This window comes from Flavobacterium beibuense, assembly GCF_004151245.1.
Lineage (GTDB): Bacteria > Bacteroidota > Bacteroidia > Flavobacteriales > Flavobacteriaceae > Flavobacterium > Flavobacterium beibuense_A.
In genome coordinates, this window is the sequence record NZ_JUIW01000005.1 from 139,168 (window position 1) to 157,032 (window position 17,865).

The 17,865-nt window shown below is 38.9% G+C and carries 11 protein-coding genes and 1 tRNA gene; 6 read left to right on the forward strand and 6 right to left on the reverse strand.

The window, feature by feature from the left end; all coding sequences use genetic code 11:
• Positions 1-261: 261 nt before the first annotated feature.
• Positions 262-1,290, forward strand: coding sequence for a LacI family DNA-binding transcriptional regulator (locus NU09_RS08145; RefSeq protein WP_129750784.1), 1,029 nt, complete (start codon positions 262-264; stop codon positions 1,288-1,290).
• Between the two features lie 86 nt (positions 1,291-1,376).
• Here NU09_RS08145 and NU09_RS08150 read toward each other — a convergent pair whose 3' ends face one another.
• Both NU09_RS08150 and polA read right to left on the reverse strand, forming a co-directional pair.
• Positions 1,377-2,696 carry a serine hydrolase domain-containing protein gene (locus NU09_RS08150; RefSeq protein ID WP_129750785.1) on the reverse strand — a complete coding sequence of 440 codons (1,320 nt, stop codon included), beginning with the start codon at positions 2,694-2,696 and terminating at the stop codon, positions 1,377-1,379.
• Between the two features lie 49 nt (positions 2,697-2,745).
• Entirely contained in the window at positions 2,746-5,586 is a 2,841-nt protein-coding gene (gene polA / locus NU09_RS08155) for a DNA polymerase I (protein WP_129750786.1), read from the reverse strand.
• Positions 5,587-5,790: 204 nt separating this feature from the next.
• On the opposite strand from polA, the gene NU09_RS08160 reads away from it, so the two are divergent.
• Both NU09_RS08160 and NU09_RS08165 read left to right on the forward strand, forming a co-directional pair.
• Complete coding sequence (locus NU09_RS08160) at positions 5,791-7,023, forward strand: metallophosphoesterase (protein ID WP_129750787.1); 1,233 nt, start codon at positions 5,791-5,793, stop codon at positions 7,021-7,023.
• A 74-nt stretch (positions 7,024-7,097) separates the two neighbouring features.
• A complete protein-coding gene (locus NU09_RS08165; protein WP_129750788.1) occupies positions 7,098-7,394 on the forward strand; it encodes a thioredoxin family protein in 297 nt (98 codons plus the stop codon).
• Here NU09_RS08165 and NU09_RS08170 read toward each other — a convergent pair.
• From NU09_RS08170 to NU09_RS08180, 3 genes are all read right to left on the reverse strand, one after another.
• Positions 7,391-8,035 carry a polysaccharide deacetylase family protein gene (locus tag NU09_RS08170; RefSeq protein WP_129750789.1) on the reverse strand — a complete coding sequence of 215 codons (645 nt, stop codon included), beginning with the start codon at positions 8,033-8,035 and terminating at the stop codon, positions 7,391-7,393. The two genes, NU09_RS08165 and NU09_RS08170, sit on opposite strands and share 4 nt — an antisense overlap.
• Before the next feature lie 63 nt (positions 8,036-8,098).
• The gene (locus NU09_RS08175; protein ID WP_129750790.1) at positions 8,099-11,383 is read right to left on the reverse strand and encodes a DUF2723 domain-containing protein; all 3,285 of its coding nucleotides are present in this window, start codon (positions 11,381-11,383) and stop codon (positions 8,099-8,101) included.
• A 140-nt stretch (positions 11,384-11,523) separates the two neighbouring features.
• Complete coding sequence (locus NU09_RS08180; protein WP_129750791.1) at positions 11,524-14,769, reverse strand: DUF2723 domain-containing protein; 3,246 nt, start codon at positions 14,767-14,769, stop codon at positions 11,524-11,526.
• Between the two features lie 151 nt (positions 14,770-14,920).
• On the opposite strand from NU09_RS08180, the gene NU09_RS08185 reads away from it, so the two are divergent.
• Positions 14,921-14,991, forward strand: a tRNA-Gln gene (locus NU09_RS08185).
• Positions 14,992-15,110: 119 nt separating this feature from the next.
• On the opposite strand, the gene NU09_RS08190 is transcribed toward NU09_RS08185, so the two are convergent.
• Positions 15,111-15,959 (reverse strand): universal stress protein, encoded by an 849-nt coding sequence (locus NU09_RS08190; protein WP_129750792.1) that lies wholly within the window; start codon positions 15,957-15,959, stop codon positions 15,111-15,113.
• Between the two features lie 171 nt (positions 15,960-16,130).
• Between NU09_RS08190 and rimP the strand changes: the two genes are divergently transcribed.
• Entirely contained in the window at positions 16,131-16,595 is a 465-nt protein-coding gene (rimP, locus tag NU09_RS08195) for a ribosome assembly cofactor RimP (protein ID WP_129750793.1), read from the forward strand.
• A gap of 18 nt (positions 16,596-16,613) precedes the next feature.
• The gene (nusA, locus tag NU09_RS08200; protein WP_129750794.1) at positions 16,614-17,852 is read left to right on the forward strand and encodes a transcription termination factor NusA; all 1,239 of its coding nucleotides are present in this window, start codon (positions 16,614-16,616) and stop codon (positions 17,850-17,852) included.
• The last annotated feature ends 13 nt before the right edge of the window (positions 17,853-17,865 follow it).

The window sequence follows — 17,865 nt, forward strand, 5'->3', positions numbered from 1 at the left end:
GTATTTTTTTAACAGTTTTAATAATTAAAAACCATGTTTTTGATTCATTCTGTCACAGTTGTAAGGTCTTACTTGTTTTTAATTCAATGGGTTAGGGGAGGGGGAGCGGCGTTTATGAGAGGAGTCTTCATAATGAAGAATTTGTAGTAAAAATGATGTTTTTTGTGATTTTTGAGTTGGTTTTACTCTTTTTATTGCAAAAACAACGCTTATCAATTCATTTTTTTTCGTTTCTTTACAGTAAGAATTTATCCGCAAAATATGAAACCAAAAGCTACATTAAAACAGATTGCAAAAGAACTTAACGTCTCAGTATCTACAGTGTCTAAGGCTTTGAGTAACAGCCCTGAAATTAGTGAGCCTACAAAAATCAGGGTGCAGGAATTTGCTAAGCTTAAAAACTATAAGCCTAACAATATGGCTGTAAACCTTAAGAATAAAAGGTCTAAAACCATTGGGGTTATTATTCCTAATATCCTTAATCCGTTTTTTGCTAAGGTTTTTAGCGGTATAGAAAAGGCAGCAAACGAAAAGGGATATAATGTTATTACATGTATCTCTAACGAGTCATTAGAAAAAGAAATCCATGCTATGGATATGCTTAGTAACGGTACTATAGACGGTTTTATACTTTCCATTTCCGAAGAAACCCAAAAAGAAGGGGAGTTCAAGCACTTTAAGGAAGCTATGGCCGATGACCTGCCTATTGTTATGTTCGACAGGATTTCGGATGAAGTTGCCTGCGATAAGGTTATTGTGGACGACTTTGATTCTGCAGTCTATGCCATGAACCATCTTATAAAATCTAAATGTAAAAATATAGCCCTTGTTTCTACCATAGATAACCTTAGTGTTGGTAAATTAAGGACAGAAGGATATGTAAAAGCACTTAATGATAATGGGTATAAGGTAAATGAAGCAATTATGCTGCATACTGATAATACGGAAGATTTTGACGCGAAGCTTCAGCCTTTATTTGATAATAATAAAATAGACGGAGTTTTTGCATTGGATGAACATGCTTCTGTTATGGCAATGAAAACAGCTATTAAAAAAGGATTTAAAATTCCTGAGGAGCTTTCTATCATCGGTTTTGCTGATGGGGTATGGTCAAGAAGGCTTACGCCGAGTTTATCTACAGTTAGCCAGCACGGTCCTGAAATAGGCGAGGCTGCTGCCGAAATGCTTATTAACCGACTTGAAGCTAAAGAAGGTGAAGAGCCGGATTATGAAACCCGCATTATTAAAACAGAATTAAGACAAAGGGAATCTACCCGAAAATTAAAATAAGATTTTCTATTTCGATTGAAATGAAGAATCGAAAATAAAAAAGCCTCCTGAATAGGGAGGCTTTTTTATTTTTATTAGGTTTTGATTTACTCTCTGGTAAAGTTAAATTCCATACCTCCCTGTTTTAAAACAAAACTGTTTTTATCCTTAAACACGATGTTGATGCTGGCAGGGTTAAATACAAATTCATTGTCGGCTACCGGTGTTAAAGGGAACTCACTTTGTCCTGTAGCCTGCGCCATAAGTCCTTCCTCTGTATAGGTAAAGGTCATTTTTAAAGGAATGTCTTTAGAGGCAAATACACCCAAATATCCTTTTAATATATCTGCTGAAACTGTAACTGTTTTTAGGTTAGGAAGCGGATAAGGTATCTTATAGTAGCAGCTAAGCACGCCTACCATTATTTCATCAATGTCGTAATTGTTGCCGTTTTGTATAATGGATATCGCCATCTGCTCTTTGGGATAGTACCCTAATACCGATGAAAACGATTCTATACCGCCATTATGTCCGTAAAAATGACGCTCTCCAAACGGAAATATAAACATACCCTTGCCATACCCCATGTCCATTTTTTTCATCTGCTCAAGCGATTCTGGTTTAATTATTTTGCCGTCAAAAAGAGCCTTTATGAATTTGGTAAGGTCGTTAGGGGTAGAAAGCAATGCTCCGGCAGCATAAGCTATAGAGCTGTCCCATTCGTCCGACTGTATCCATTTTCCATCCTTAAAATGGTAAGAGTAAGCCTCATTTCTTTTAGGGTTGGTTTTAGAAAAGTAATAAGTGTTCTTTAGTTTTAAAGGGTTTACTATCCTGTCGTTTACATTGGCTTTGTAGGTTTTCTTGGTAATGTCTTCTATTATAAAACCAAGAAGTATATAGTTGGAGTTGCTGTACTCGGCTTTTTCGCCCGGTTTAAAAGCGGGCTCATAGCTCATTATCCTGTTAAGTAATTCTGTTTTGGTTTGAGGAGAAGAGGTATACTCCATAAACTCGGGTGCATCGGTATAATTGTATATGCCACTTTTATGATTAAGCAGTTGGCCTATGCTTATACTGTCTGCATTTTTTACATCAGGATAAAACTGAGAAAGTTTTGTGTCCAGGGTAAGCTTTTTGTCTTCAATCAGCTGGAAAACGATAGCTGCCGTAAACATTTTTGTTATAGAGCCAATTTTGTATTTAGTGTGGGTGGTAGCCTTAATGCCATTTTCCACATCGGCATAGCCGTAAGCACTTTCAAAAACCACATCATTCTTTTCCCTTATGGATATAGATCCCATAAACCTATCGTTAGAATAAAAATGGTTAAGCAGTGCGTCTATCTTTTCAAATTTAGGTTCTGTCTGGGCAAAGCATTGCGCGCCTGCCACAACAAAAAATAAGAATAAAGCGGTCTTTTTCATAGTTGTTGGTTTTCCTATTTGACGTATAAAACGTAAAAACGTTACATTTTTAATGTGCTTCAAGCCAGTTGTTTCCTTCGCCTATTTCCACTTCAAGCGGCACATTGAGGATAAAGGCATTTTCCATTTCATGTTTAATCATCGGTTTTATTTTCTCCAGCTCGCTGGTGTGAACATCAAACACAAGCTCATCGTGTACCTGTAGCAGCATCTTACTCTTCCAGTTCTCTTCCGTAAGCCTTTTATGAATGTTTATCATTGCAATCTTAATGATATCGGCTGCGCTACCCTGTATAGGCGCGTTAACGGCATTTCGTTCTGCTGCACCACGCACTACCGCATTTTGGGAGTTGATATCCTTTAGGTAACGGCGGCGTCCTGATATGGTTTGTACATAACCGTTTTCGCGGGCAAACTCAATCTGCTCGTTAATATAATTTCTAAGGGTAGGGTAGGTTAGGTAATAGGCATCAATAAGCTCTTTCGATTCCGAACGGCTTAGCGATGTCTGGTTACTTAAACCAAATGCCGAAACCCCATAGATAATACCAAAGTTTACGGTCTTGGCATGGCTACGCTGTTCGCGGGTTACCTCACCCAATGCTACATTAAATACTTTTGCAGCGGTAGAAGCGTGAATATCCTCTTTGTTCTGGAAAGATTTTACCATTTCAGGGTCACCGCTAAGTGCTGCGATAATGCGAAGCTCAATTTGCGAGTAATCGGCAGAAACCAGTTTGTAGTTTTCATCGCGTGCAATAAATGCCTTACGGATCTGTCTACCTCTTTCGGTACGGATAGGGATATTTTGCAGGTTAGGGTTGTTGGAACTCAAACGTCCTGTAGCAGCTACCGTTTGCATATAATCGGTATGTACACGGCCTGTTTTAGCCTGTACCTGTAATGGTAATGCATCTACATAGGTATTTTGCAGTTTTACAAGCTGCCTCCAGTCTAATATGTCCTGAACAATAGGGTGTTCCTGCGACAGGTAAGAAAGTACTTCCTCGCCTGTTGCATACTGACCCGTTTTGGTTTTCTTTTGTTTAGCTCCGCCTATCTTAAGTTTGTCAAACAGTATTTCTCCCAATTGTTTTGGCGATGCCAGGTTAAACGACTCTCCGGCAGTTTCATAAATACGCTGCTCCAGTGTTTTGGCATCATTGGTAAGCTCAACCGAAAGCTGTTTCAGGTAATCGGTATCCAGGTTAATACCTTCATGCTCCATAGCGGCAAGTACCGGCATTAACGGTATTTCTATCTCGTCAAAAAGTTTGCGTGTGGCAGTAGCTTCCAGCTGCGGTGCGAATACCTCCTTAAGCTGAAGGGTAATATCGGCATCTTCGGCAGCATATTCCTTAATAAGCTCCAGTTCAACATCACGCATCGATTTTTGGTTCTTTCCTTTTTTGCCAATAAGTTCCTCAATGGATTTAGGCGAATATTTAAGGTAGGTTTCAGCCAGCACATCCATTCCGTGCCTCATGTCCGGATTGATAAGGTAATGAGCAATCATGGTGTCAAATATCTTTCCTTTAACGGTAATGCCGTAATTGGAAAGTATCTGAATGTCGTACTTTAAGTTCTGGCCTACTTTCTCTATATTCTCATCTTCAAAAAACGGAATGAATTTATTTACCAGTTCCTGTGCCTCATCTCTGTTGGCAGGAAAAGGAACATAGAATGCTTTTCCGGTTTCCCAGGCAAACGACATTCCAACCAGTTCGGCAGTAAGTGTATCAACACCTGTAGTTTCGGTGTCAAAACAAATGCTTGGCTGCTTTAGCATATCACGAATTAGCAGGCTAACCGGCAGGCTGCCTTCTATTACCTGATAAAAATGATTGGTGTTTTCAAGGGTATTGTAAAAACTGTTTGTTGTGGCTGTGTCACCGGCACTGTCTTCCTCACCGCCTCCAAAGAGAGAGAATTGCGAGTCGTTACCTTTGGCTACTTTTTTAGTAGGTGCTGTTGCGTTTGAGGCAACTTCACTATACTCCTCACCATCGGCAAACAGTTTATGGAATTGCTCGGCCATTCTTCTAAATTCAAGATCGTTGAAAATGGTTTCTACCTTTTCGGTATCCGGTTTAGAAAGTTCGTAGTCTTTCTCATCAAATGTCACATCACAATCGGTAATAATGGTTGCCAGCTTTTTAGAAAGGATACCCTGCTCGGCATTCTCCTCAATCTTCTCTTTCATTTTTCCTTTCAGCTCGTGCGTATTCGCAAGCAGGTTTTCCATAGAGCCATAATCCTTAAGCAGTTTTTTGGCTGTTTTTTCACCTACTCCCGGTAGTCCAGGTATGTTATCTACCGCGTCACCCATCATTCCTAAAAAGTCGATAACCTGCTCCGGCCTTTCAATTTCAAAACGCTCCAATACTTCCGGCACGCCCCATATCTCAATACCGTTACCCATACGGGCAGGGCGGTACATAAAAATATTTTCGCTAACCAACTGTGCAAAGTCTTTGTCAGGGGTTACCATAAAAACCTGGTAGCCCTGTTTCTCTGCCTGTTTTGCAATCGTTCCTATAAGGTCGTCGGCCTCACATCCTGCCAGTTCCACAATAGGAATGTGCATCGCCTTAAGTATTTCATGAATATAAGGTATGGCAAGTTTTATGGCTTCGGGCGTTTCGTCCCTGTTGGCTTTATAGGCCGTAAACATTTCGGTACGCACAGCACTTCCTTCCTTATCAAATGCTACCGCAAGATGGTCGGGTTTTTCACGTTTAATAACATCAAGTAGAGAGTTCATGAAACCCATAATGGCCGAGGTGTCCATTCCTTTGGAATTTATCCTCGGATTTTTGATAAAAGCATAGTAACCACGGAATATTAATGCATAAGCATCGAGTAGGAAAAGTCGTTTTTGTTGTGACATGTGAAAATCAATTTGCCGTAAAAATAAACAAACTGGTGCAGAATAAGAATAATAAAGAGGGGTTTTGTGTTACATAAAAGGCAAAGTATCGTTAATCTTTTTGTGGAGTGCTTTTTGCGCCTGCCCACAGTAAACTTTGTTAAATTTGAAGATTGGTATGCATTTTTAAAATACCTTTATTCGCTACTTTGTAAAAATATTTAAATGTTACGTTGGATACTATTTGCTGTTTTTGTGCTTATTGTAGAGCTGTATGCTTTTCAGGCCGTAAAAACGCTGACTAAAATAAGATGGGTGCTAATTGCCTATCAAATACTATCGCTACTTATTGTAGTTTATATGTTTTACTCTTTTGCCACACAGTTTGACCGCAGTGTGGGGCAAACAAAACATACACTTTTTACAATAGGCCTTTTCCTTATTACTTACATTCCTAAAATGCTGCTAATGGTATTTATGTTTGGGGAAGACATTATAAGGGTTATAGGTGGTTTTCTTAAGGAGTTTGCCGGTACTACAGATGAATCTTTCCTTACTACCAGGAGAAAGTTTGTAAGCCAGATTGCACTTGGTGTGGCTGCTATTCCTTTTTTGTCTTTACTGTATGGTATGACAAAAGGGAAATACAACTACAAATTGCATAAAAAGACAGTTTACTTTCCGGATCTGCCCGATAGTTTTGACGGACTTACCATAACTCAGATATCTGATGTACATAGTGGCAGCCTTGATAATCATCATGAAATTGAGCATGCCATAAACATGATTAATGAACAGAAGTCAGACATTGTACTTTTTACGGGAGATATAGTAAATACCCATGCATGGGAAATGAATCCGTGGATTGAGGCTTTTAGAAAAATTGAAGCACCTGCATTTGGTAAATACTCGGTATTGGGTAATCACGACTATGGTGAGTATGTAACCTGGCCTTCGCAAAAGGATAAGAACGAAAACTTTGAGGCTATTAAAGATCTTCACAGGCAAATTGATTTTAAACTGTTGCTTAACGAAAACGTGAAGCTTAAAAAAGGGAATGATGAAATCGCCCTGATAGGAGTTGAGAACTGGGGTATCGGTTTTAAGCAGGCGGGTGACTTGGCCAAAGCTTCAGAGGGCGTAAGGGATAGTGATTTTAAAATACTGATGAGTCACGACCCTTCGCACTGGGAACATGAGGTAAAAACGCATAAAAGTAATTACCATCTTACCCTTAGCGGGCATACACACGGATCTCAGTTTGGTATAGAAATACCTGGTTACTTTAAATGGAGCCCTATACAATATCGCTACAAACAATGGGCAGGGTTATACGAAAACCTAGGCCGCTATGTGTACGTCAACAGGGGATTTGGTTTCCATGCTTATCCCGGCCGTGTAGGGATATGGCCTGAAATTACCGTTATAGAACTAAAAAAAGGCTCAAACGTAGCGTGATTGGGTAAAAATGCTATATTTGTATAAGTATAACTGGAAATAAAGGTTTTTAAAGTCGGTTTAAAATTTTTTTTATGTCAAAATTTGGAGAACTTATAAACTCCCAGGTACCTGTACTTATTGATTTTTATACAGAATGGAACGAGCCGTCTGTATCTATGCATCCTGTAATAAGGGATGTGGCTGCGGCACTGGGCGACAGGGCTAAGGTTATAAAAATTGATGTGGATAAAAACCAGGAACTGGCTGATGCCTTACGAATCAAAGGGCTCCCAACGCTAATGATTTATAAAGAAGGGCAAATGGTGTGGAGACAATCGGGCGAGCTTGACGCTAATACAATAATAGGCCTTGTGCAGGAGCACTCCTAATCCAGGGCTGCAAAGTTAAATCCCTTCCCTTTTAGGTAATTTATTGCTTTAGGCAGGGCATATTCTAAATTAGGAAATGCCTTTACACTGTCGTGAAATATTATCACGCTGCCTTGTCTTGTGTTTTTGGTAACGTTTGCCAGACATTTTTGCGGGGTAATTGTTTTGTCAAAATCTGCACTTAAAACATCCCACATAATAATCTTATATCCTCTTTTACGCACTTCTGCTGCCTGAGCGCTTTTAATCTTGCCGTAAGGTGGTCTGAATAGTTTTTGTGTATAAATTGTTCCTGTGTGCCTCTCAATTGATTTTTCGCAGGCATCTGTATTTTCTAAGTAAGCATCGTTTTGTGTATTCCAGCCGTTAATATGATTAAACGTGTGGTTGGCAATGCTATGGCCCTGTTCAACTACCTTTTTAAATATATCAGGGTGCTTTTCTATGTTATTACCAATACAAAAGAAAGTGGCTTTAATATCGTGTTGTTTCAGTATGCCTAAAACCCATTCGGTAATCTCAGGGGTAGGGCCGTCATCAAAAGTGAGGTATATGGTGTTGCTGTTGTTTGGCACATCCCAAACATAACCTTTAAAGAACCTTTTTATTATGCTTCCTGTTTTTACCCAATATGTTTTCATAGCCGTATAAAAAAAAGCAGCTTCACAATGTAAAGCTGCTTAAAGTTAAGAATATATATTTACTTATTCCTCGTTGTCACGCTCAAACCTTTCAAACATTTTGTTGTACTTGTTAAATACAGGTTTTTCCTTGCTATAAAGCTCTAGGTCGCCTTCATCTTTCATTATCAGTAACAGGCTACGATAGCGCTCAATATCTGTAATAATATCTACTACAATATGGTTTTGCTCACTTGCGGCTAACCCTTTATAGAATGTCAGGTTCTCCTGATATTTAGTGATAAGCTTTTTAAGCAGATCCTGCGCTTTTTCCTTTTCACCCAATTTGTAGTAAGCTGTTGCATAAGGCTCTAAAAGCGTGTAGTAGTTAAAGTACTCTACCGGCATTTTAGTCATGGCAAGATCGGCAATGTTCTTCGCTTTTTCATTTTTGCCTTCAGCCATAAGTTTTTCCATAAGGCGTGCCAGGTTAGTACGGTAAGTAATACTGTTTTTACGCGTTTCCGGATCATGGTAAATCTCAGGGCTTTCGCTGTTACCCCAATCCCAGCTCATAACAATATCATACATCTTATCGCTATCAATATTACCCATATCCAGTAAGCTTCCTTCTTTAGGTATAGGAGTCTTTACCGGAATAAGTTTAAATACCATACCATCCAGTTGCAGGTAATCTTTCATCCAAAGGTAATCGTCATCGCCAAAGCTTCCTCCTGTAAAATAAATAGGACGCTCCCAGTTATTGTTATTTACAAGGTCCAGCATCAATAGGCGGTTTTTGTATAAAGCGTCTCCTTTGATGTCGATATCGATATAAGGAACGATAGAATCATACAGTTCAGGAGCTACAATTTTATTCTTGATAACCGACTCACGGTCTACATTAAGTCTTATCTTGTTAGTAGGGAAGTAGTTTATCATGTGCCCGTTTCTAAGCTCCACTTTTGTTCTAGGGTCATCTGAGGCTATAAACTCCATAAAGTCATTTATGTCCAAACGCTTATCGGTTCTTCTGTCTAAGAACATATAATCCCTTGTTCCCTGTACATACTGATCGTGTGTAAAGGAAATAGGCAACGGTTCCGATTCGTAGGCTTTAGCCTTCATTTGATCAATGTACCAGTCGGTCATGAAAAGGCTGGTGTTTACAATCCTTATGTCGGTTCTTATGCCTTCCACTTCCTGTGCATACCATAACGGGAAGGTATCATTATCCCCTATGGTAAACAGTATAGCATTCTGGTCACACGACTCAAGATACGCTTTTGCCATGGCAAGCGCAGTATAACGGTCTGAACGATCGTGATCATCCCAGTTTTCTGATGCCAGTAATACAGGTCCTGCAAGCATGGTAATGGCAAGAACAATCGGTCCTGCAATTTTTGGGGCCAGGAATTTTTTAATACTGTCGTATATGGCATATACTCCAAAGCCTATCCAAATGGCAAAAACATAGAATGAACCTACAAGGGCATAATCCCTTTCTCTTGGTTCAAAAGGTCTTTCGTTAAGATATATTTTAAGAGCTAAGCCCGTAAACAGGAATAAAACTAATAATACATAAAAACTCTTAAGGTCTTTTGATGCATGATAAGCTAAGCCTATAAGTCCTAATATAAGCGGAAGCAGGTAGTAGAAATTTCGGGCTTTATTGTTAAGCTGATCGCTTGGCAGGTTATCCTGAGAGCCTAATCGTGCTTCATCAATTACTTTAATGCCACTCATCCAGTTGCCATCATAGTTGTCATATCGTCCCTGAATATCGTTTTGCCTTCCTGAGAAGTTCCACATAAAATACCTGAAATACATGTATCCAAACTGGTATTCAAACATGAATTTCATGTTGTCGGCAAACGATGGCTTATCTATAATAAGGTACTGGCTGTAGTTTTTTAGAAATCGGTCGTAATCTTCAAGATCCATTTTTCCTTGCTGGTAGCCTGTCTTGAATTGGGTTATTACGTTTTGAAGTTCATCACGAACCTGTGCCATAGCTTTTCCTACTTCCTCGTCACTCATCTGGTCTAAAGGAAGTCCATATTGTACAAGGTCCTGAGAAAAGTCGTAGTTAGGATCTATCCTGAAATCAAGCGGCCTTGTAAAGTTCATGTAGTTAACTGCATGTTCAGTGCTCCACATCCTTGGCATAAAGCCTTTGTGGTTGTCATCGGTATTTTGTTTGGCATTTTCATAGTCATTTACAATTACATATTCGCCTTTTTTGTAATCTCTCTGGTAGTTTGGCTTTTCGTCCTCATAAGGGTTTTCCTTGTCAAGTCCGGCATAAGTATCAGAGAACATTGGGCCATAGAATAACTTTTGCTCACCATATTGCTCACGGTTGTAGTAAGCAAGTACCTCGGCAGCATCCGAAGGCCTGTTCTCGTTAATAACAACATTAGCATTAGCACGTATAGGTAACATCATCCAGGTAGAGAAGCCTATAAATATAAAAAGTACACAAAGTACTAATGTGTTTGCTAAAGCATAATTGTTTTTACGTGTATAGTTAAGTCCGAAATAGAAAAGGGCTACAATTAGCAATGCCATGAAAATGGTACCCGAGTTAAACGGAAGTCCCATTTTGTTTACCATAAAGATTTCTGTCTTACCAAATAGGGCAAGGGTATATGGTAATAATAGCTTGAATATGAATAAAAGTATGGCAACAATAACTATGTTTGCTATAATGAAGCTCTTAACCGTAATCTTTTCATAGTTTTTAAAGTAGTATATAAATCCAATGGCAGGGATGGTAAGGAGTGCCATAAAGTGAACACCAAAAGATAAACCAACTACTAATGAAATAATAAGTAGCCATTTGTTTCCTCTAGGTGTGTTCATGTCCTGTTCCCAGCGTAGTCCCAGCCATAACAGTAACGATATGAACAGAGAAGCCATTGCATAAACCTCGGCTTCGGTAGCGTTAAACCAAAAACTATCAGTAAAAGTAAAGGCAAGTGAACCTACGGCGGCACTACCTAATACCATAAGAGCATTATTGTTGTTAAATTCAGAAAATCTCTCAAGCAGTGTTCTTAGTAACATAGTTAGTGACCAGAACATAAACAATATTGTAAACGCACTTGATACCACCGATACCATGTTTACCATTAGGGCAATCTTATCTGGTGCTGTTGCAAACATTGCAAAAAAGGCACCTACCATTTGGAACAAAGGTGCTCCGGGAGGGTGGCCTACTTCAAGTTTTGCTGCTGTTGGTATGTATTCGCCGCAATCCCAAAAACTAAGGGTAGGCTCTACGGTTAATGAATAAACAACAAGGGCAATGGTAAAAACCGTCCAGCCCAAAATGGTATTCCATTTTTTAAAGTTAAATGTCATCATGCGGTTATGAGGATTCCGAAATTTATATATGCAAAGAAACTATTTTTTATTTAAAGGTAATGTAAGCAATTTCATTTTAATGATTATTATAAAGTAAAAAGGCGACAATTATTGCAATTGCCGCCTTTAAAACTTTTGTGCTATCCGTTATCCTGTATAAACCGCGCCATCATCTTATAATAGCGGTCAAAGGCGGGTAGTTGTTTTTCGTAAAATTCGGTGTCTCCGTTTTCTTTTGCCATTTGGAGTAGGTTGTAATACCCTTCTATATCTCCCGGAACATCAACCGAGTTGTAAAAGGTTATCTGTTCCTGCTGTTTTTTTATAAGTATTGAGAGCAGCTCCCTGGCCTTTTCTTTTTCGCCAACCTTATAATAGCCTTCGGCAAAAGGCTCCGACATGTAATAATATCCATAATCTTTTACGGGGAGTTTTGTAACCGCGAGGTCTATTATTACTTTCGCCTTGCCTGTTTTACCCTGTTCCAATAAAGTGTCGGTTAGTCGGGCAAGGTTTTTTCTGTAGGTAATACTGTTTCTTCTGGTTTCAGGGTCATGATATATTTTTTTATTGCTGCTGCCCCAGTCCCAACGCATAACCGTGTCAAACATTTTTTCTGCATCAATGTGGCCTATATCTATAGGTTTGTCTTTTTGAACCTGAGTTTTAACGGGGATAAGCTTGTAGGTCATTCCGTCAAGTTGCAGGTAGTCCTTTAACCATAAATAATCTTCATCCTTAAGGCTTCCTCCTGAAAAATAAACAGGTCGTTCCCAGTTGTTGTTTCTTATGATGTCCAGCATTACAATGTGATGCTTAAATATAGCTTCTTTAGGCAGGTCGATATCTATGTAAGGAACAATGGAATCATAAAGATCCGGCGATACTACCTTGTTTTTAATAACGGCTTCCCTGTCTACAGGAATGCGTATTTTGTTTGTCGGGTAGTAGTTAGACATATGCCCGTTGGTTAGCTCTACCTGAGCGCGTTCGTCATCAGAGGTTATAAATTCCATGAAGTCGCTTACGTCTATACGTTCTTCGGTTCTTGGTACGTATAAAACAAAATCACGGGTGCCGTCTACATACTGCTTGTGTTCAAGAGAGATTGGCAATGGGTCAGCCTTATATGTCTTTTGTTTCATCTGGTCTATATACCAGTCGGCAGGCAGGTAGGTGGTACAGGCTACTTTTATATCGGTACGGAATTCTTCTATTTCCTGAGCATACCATAACGGGAAGGTGTCATTATCTGCCGATGTAAACAATATGGCATTAGGATCGCAGGAGTCCAGATAGGCTTTTGCCATAACCAGTGCGGTATCTCTGCCTGAACGGTCGTGGTCATCCCAGTTTTCGGTAGCCATAAGCACCGGTGTGCTTAAAAGAGCAATACCTAATACTAACGGAACTGTGATTTTTTGACTCATTTGCTTTTGCAGGATATTGTAAATAGAGTATACACCCATGGCAATCCATATGGCAAAAACATAAAAAGCACCAACCATTACATAGTCCCTTTCCCTTACTTCATAGGGTTTTTCATTTAGGAACACCTTAAGAGCAAAACTCATGAATACAAAAAGGACCAAAAGCACGTAAAAGCTTTTAGGGTCTTTACGGGCATGAAATACAAAACCGAGTATCCCTAATATAAAAGGTATAAAGTAATATACATTGCGCCCCTTGTTGTTAAGCATGTCGCTTGTAAGTTGGCTTTGCGGGCCTAGTCTGGCTTCGTCTATTTTAGTAAATCCGCTTAGCCAGTTCCCGTTAATGAAATCGCCTTCACCCTGCATGTCGTTTTGCTTGCCTGCAAAATTCCACATCAGGTAGCGCCAAAACATATACCCAAACTGGTACTCAACCATAAACTGCATGTTCTGGCTAAAAGATGGTTTTTCTACTATTAAGTAATCTTTATAGGCTTTAAGGAATTCGTCATATCCCTTGTTGTCTATGTCACCTCTGTTATATGCGGTCTTAAACTGGGTTATAACATCACTAAGCTGATTTTTTATCTGTGCTATAGCTTCCAGGGCTTCAGCTTCTGTAACAGTGTTTGGATTAATGCCGTATTTAGGTAAGTCCTGAGTAAAGTCGTAGTTAGGGTTAATCCTGAATTTAGGTGGGGCAGTATAAGCCATGTAGTTGGTAGCATGCTTATCGCTTGTCATACGTGGTAATATAGTATTGTGTTCACTATTGGTGTTATGTACGGCATTTTTATAATTGTTTACCACAACATATTTGCCGGTTTTATAGTCGCGTTCATAATTTGGCTTTCCGTCCTTAAAAGGAGTTTTAGGGTCAAGACCCGCATAAGCCTCTGTATATAACGGACCATAAAATACTTTTTGCTCGCCATAATTCTCACGGTTATAGTACGCTAAAAGTTCGGCTGCATCGGTAGGAGGTACTTCGTTTATAACTACGCCTGCATTTGATCGTACCGATAGCATTATCCAGCTGGAAAACCCTATAAACATAAACAAGGTGCCTAATATGGCTGTATTATATAGTGCAAAGCCTTTTTGCCTTGTATAACGTAATCCCAAATAAAATAAGGCAACTACTAGTATTGCCATTAGTATGGTGCCTGAGTTAAACGGTAAGCCGAATGTGTTTACCACAAAGATTTCTGTTTTGCCAAATAAGGCCATGGTATATGGCATAAGGAATTTGAAAACGAAAAACAGTATACCTACTATGGCTATATTAGCGATGATAAAATTCTTTATGGTAACTTTTTTATAATTTTTAAAATAATATATAAGCCCTATTGACGGAATGGTTAACAGGGCCAGAAAGTGAACACCGAAGGATATTCCTACAAGAAAACAGATAATTAATAACCATCTGTTTCCTCTGGAGGTGTGCATTTCTTCGCCCCAGCGCAGTCCTGCCCATATTAATAATGATATAAACAGTGATGCCATTGCATACACCTCGGCTTCGGTAGCGTTAAACCAAAAGGTGTCAGAGAAGGTTAGTGCCATGCTGCCTGTAAAGGCGCTGCCTAAAATCATTATAGTATTACTTTTATTGATAGTAGTGAACGACGAAACGATATTTTTAAGCAACAGGGTAGTAGACCAAAACATAAAAAGTATAGCGAATGCTGCCGAAACTGCCGAAACCATGTTTACCATTAGTGCTATATTTTCCTTTGAGGAAGCAAACATGGCAAAAAAGGCTCCTGTAATCTGGAAGAAAGGTGCTCCCGGCGGATGGCCTACCTGTAATTTGGCTGAAGTGGAGATATATTCACCGCAATCCCAAAAACTCATTGTGGGTTCTACTGTTAAAGTGTAAACCGTAAGTGCAATTGCAAAAGAAATCCAGCCTAAAATTAAATTCCGTTTTTTAAAGTAAAAATCGTCCATAAGGTGTTTAATGTTGGTTATCAGTTTGTTTGTAAAAGGGTATTTCTACAGGTACTAACGCAGAAAATTTTTTTTTCATATTTTTTGAAATAAAAATTTGCAAAAATGAATTTATGTGCTACATTTGCACCCGCAATCAAGCACCAAACATTGGTCTATGGTGTAATGGTAACACTACTGATTTTGGTTCAGTCATTCTAGGTTCGAGTCCTAGTAGACCAACAAAAAGCCTCTCAGATTCTGAGAGGCTTTTTTTATTGTTATATTTAAGTTGTGTTTTTCTTTGTATAAAATTAAAAAGCCACCCTACAGGGTGGCTTTTTGGTATATAATCTTTGGTGTTATATTTTAAAGGTAACAACCGGTCTTACTGCGTGATTAACCAAATCTTCGCTGATACTTCCGTTAAAGAAGTGGGCAAGTCCCTGTCTTCCGTGTGTGCACATACCTATAAGGTCTGCATTTACTTTGTTTGAGAAGTGAAGAATTCCTTTCTCAACATTAATATCATTATATATATGTGTAGTATATCCGTTCTTAATATTTGCCTCAGCAGCAAAGTCATGAATCAGTTTTTCTGCTGCGTGCGTAGATTTAAAATCGTTTGGAGTATTTACAAATACCAAGTGCAGGTTAGCGTCAAAAGCATTTGCAAATGCTACTACATCTTTAAATGGTTTTTTGATTTCGCTTGAGAAGTCAGATGCAAATACAAAGTTTTGCGGGTTGAAATCACCTTCTTCTTTTTTAATAACAAGTACAGGGATGTCTGATGTACGAACTACTTTCTCGGTGTTAGATCCAATAAACATTTCTCTGAAACCACTAGCTCCGTGAGAACCCATTACAACAAGGTCGATGTTGTGTTTTTTGCTGTGAGATATAATACCGTCAAAAGCTTTTTCAAACTGTATAGCTTCAACTATGTTTATTCCCTGCAGGTATGGCTCGTTTAGCACTTCCTGAAAACGCTCGCGTGTTTTTTCCATAAAGAACATAACTTCAGGAATGTCGCTGCTGCTGCCTACTGCGTTACTTTCTCCAATACCGTCGTTGCTAATGTGAGACGGCATTTCAAGCATGTGTAAAAGGTATATCTCGCCATTGTTTTTGCGTGCAATTTGTGCGGCAACCTTTAGGGCATACTCGGCGTGATCAGAGAAGTCGGTAGGAACTAAAATTCTTTTCATATGTGTAAATTATTAACTAAAATTTGGTTGGAAAATTAATACAATAAAGGTACTGAATAAATTTACATTATCCAATGATTTTCAATATATAAAAAAATTAGTATATTTGCACAGTTATTTATTAAAAAACTAAATAATGAGGGGACAGGAGTCCCCTCTTTTTATACGAATATGACATTTAAAGAGAAAGTTGCTGAACTGGTGAACATAGCGCTGGAAGAGCGCCCTTCACTGTTTCTTATAGATCTTTCCATAAGCGATTCTAACAAAATAAGTGTTATACTGGATGGTGATAATGGTGTAAACCTGCAGGACTGTATTGATGTTAGCAGGGCGGTAGAGCATAACCTTGACAGGGAAGAACAGGATTTTTCACTTGAGGTGGCTTCGGCCGGTGCAACCAGTCCATTAAAAAATATCAGACAGTATAGAAAAAATCTTGGAAGGACGCTTAAGGTGAAAACCGCACATGAAGAAATCGAGGCAAAATTAACCGATGCCAACGACGAGCATATTGTGCTGGAATGGAAGGCAAGAGAACCTAAGAAAGTAGGTAAAGGGAAAGAAACCGTTGAGAAAAAAGCGGAAATTCCTTATGGAGACATAAAAGAAGCAGTTGTTGTAATAAAATTTTAAAAAAATAAGAGAGTTGGCATGGAAAATATTGCATTAATCGATTCGTTTTCAGAGTTTAAAGATGATAAGCTGATAGATCGTGTTACCCTAATGGCGATCCTGGAAGATGTATTTAGGAATGCACTAAAGAAAAAATATGGTTCTGACGATAACTTTGATATCATCATTAACCCTGATAAAGGGGATATGGAAATATGGAGGAACCGTGTGGTGGTGGCCGATGGTGAGGTAGAGGACCCTAACCAGGAAATTTCCCTTTCTGAAGCAAGAAAAATCGAGCCTGACTTTGAAGTTGGTGAAGATGTTTCTGAAGAGGTTAAGCTAATTCAGTTAGGCCGCAGGGCTATACTTGCATTGCGTCAAAACCTTATTTCTAAGATACACGAACACGATAATACTAACCTTTATAAGCAGTTTAAAGACCTTATAGGGGATATTTATACGGCAGAAGTGCACCATGTTCGACCAAAAGCTGTAATTTTGGTGGATGATGAGGGTAACGAAATCGTTCTGCCTAAAGAAAAACAAATCCCGTCTGACTTCTTCAGAAAAGGAGATAACGTTCGCGGTATAATCGAAAATGTTGAGCTTAAAGGTAATAAGCCGCAAATCATTATGTCAAGAACATCTGAGAAATTCCTTGAGAAATTATTTGAGCAGGAAATTCCGGAAGTGTTTGACGGACTTATTACTGTTAAGAAAGTAGTAAGAATACCGGGTGAGAAAGCGAAAGTGGCTGTAGATTCTTATGATGACAGAATTGACCCTGTAGGTGCCTGTGTGGGTATGAAAGGTTCAAGAATTCACGGAATCGTTCGCGAGCTTGGTAACGAAAATATAGATGTAATTAACTATACTACTAATACACAGCTTTATATAACAAGAGCACTTAGCCCTGCTAAGGTGTCTTCAATCAAAATTGATGAGGATAAAAAATCTGCAGAGGTGTTCTTGAAACTAGAAGAGGTGTCTAAGGCTATTGGCCGAGGTGGTCATAACATTAAGCTTGCCGGGTTGCTTACAGGATATGAGCTTGATGTTATACGTGAAGGTAATCTTGAAGATGAGGATGTTGAATTAACAGAATTCTCAGATGAAATTGAAGGATGGATTATTGAAGAGTTCGCTAAAATAGGACTTGATACTGCAAGAAGCGTGCTTAACCAGGATGTGAAAGACCTTGTAAGAAGGACAGACCTGGAAGAAGAAACAGTTCTTGAAGTGATAAGAATATTGAAAGAAGAGTTTGAAGATTAATACTATTGTATAA

What these genes read in the sequence shown, in the direction of transcription:
- NU09_RS08180 (WP_129750791.1), bottom strand. Translation starts at nt 14,769, where the DNA reads ATGGACGATTTTTACTTTAAAAAACGGAATTTAATTTTAGGCTGGATT.
- NU09_RS08160 (WP_129750787.1), top strand. Translation starts at nt 5,791, where the DNA reads ATGTTACGTTGGATACTATTTGCTGTTTTTGTGCTTATTGTAGAGCTG.
- NU09_RS08190 (WP_129750792.1), bottom strand. Translation starts at nt 15,959, where the DNA reads ATGAAAAGAATTTTAGTTCCTACCGACTTCTCTGATCACGCCGAGTAT.
- NU09_RS08170 (WP_129750789.1), bottom strand. Translation starts at nt 8,035, where the DNA reads ATGAAAACATATTGGGTAAAAACAGGAAGCATAATAAAAAGGTTCTTT.
- NU09_RS08150 (WP_129750785.1), bottom strand. Translation starts at nt 2,696, where the DNA reads ATGAAAAAGACCGCTTTATTCTTATTTTTTGTTGTGGCAGGCGCGCAA.
- NU09_RS08165 (WP_129750788.1), top strand. Translation starts at nt 7,098, where the DNA reads ATGTCAAAATTTGGAGAACTTATAAACTCCCAGGTACCTGTACTTATT.
- nusA (WP_129750794.1), top strand. Translation starts at nt 16,614, where the DNA reads ATGGAAAATATTGCATTAATCGATTCGTTTTCAGAGTTTAAAGATGAT.
- NU09_RS08145 (WP_129750784.1), top strand. Translation starts at nt 262, where the DNA reads ATGAAACCAAAAGCTACATTAAAACAGATTGCAAAAGAACTTAACGTC.
- rimP (WP_129750793.1), top strand. Translation starts at nt 16,131, where the DNA reads ATGACATTTAAAGAGAAAGTTGCTGAACTGGTGAACATAGCGCTGGAA.
- NU09_RS08175 (WP_129750790.1), bottom strand. Translation starts at nt 11,383, where the DNA reads ATGATGACATTTAACTTTAAAAAATGGAATACCATTTTGGGCTGGACG.
- polA (WP_129750786.1), bottom strand. Translation starts at nt 5,586, where the DNA reads ATGTCACAACAAAAACGACTTTTCCTACTCGATGCTTATGCATTAATA.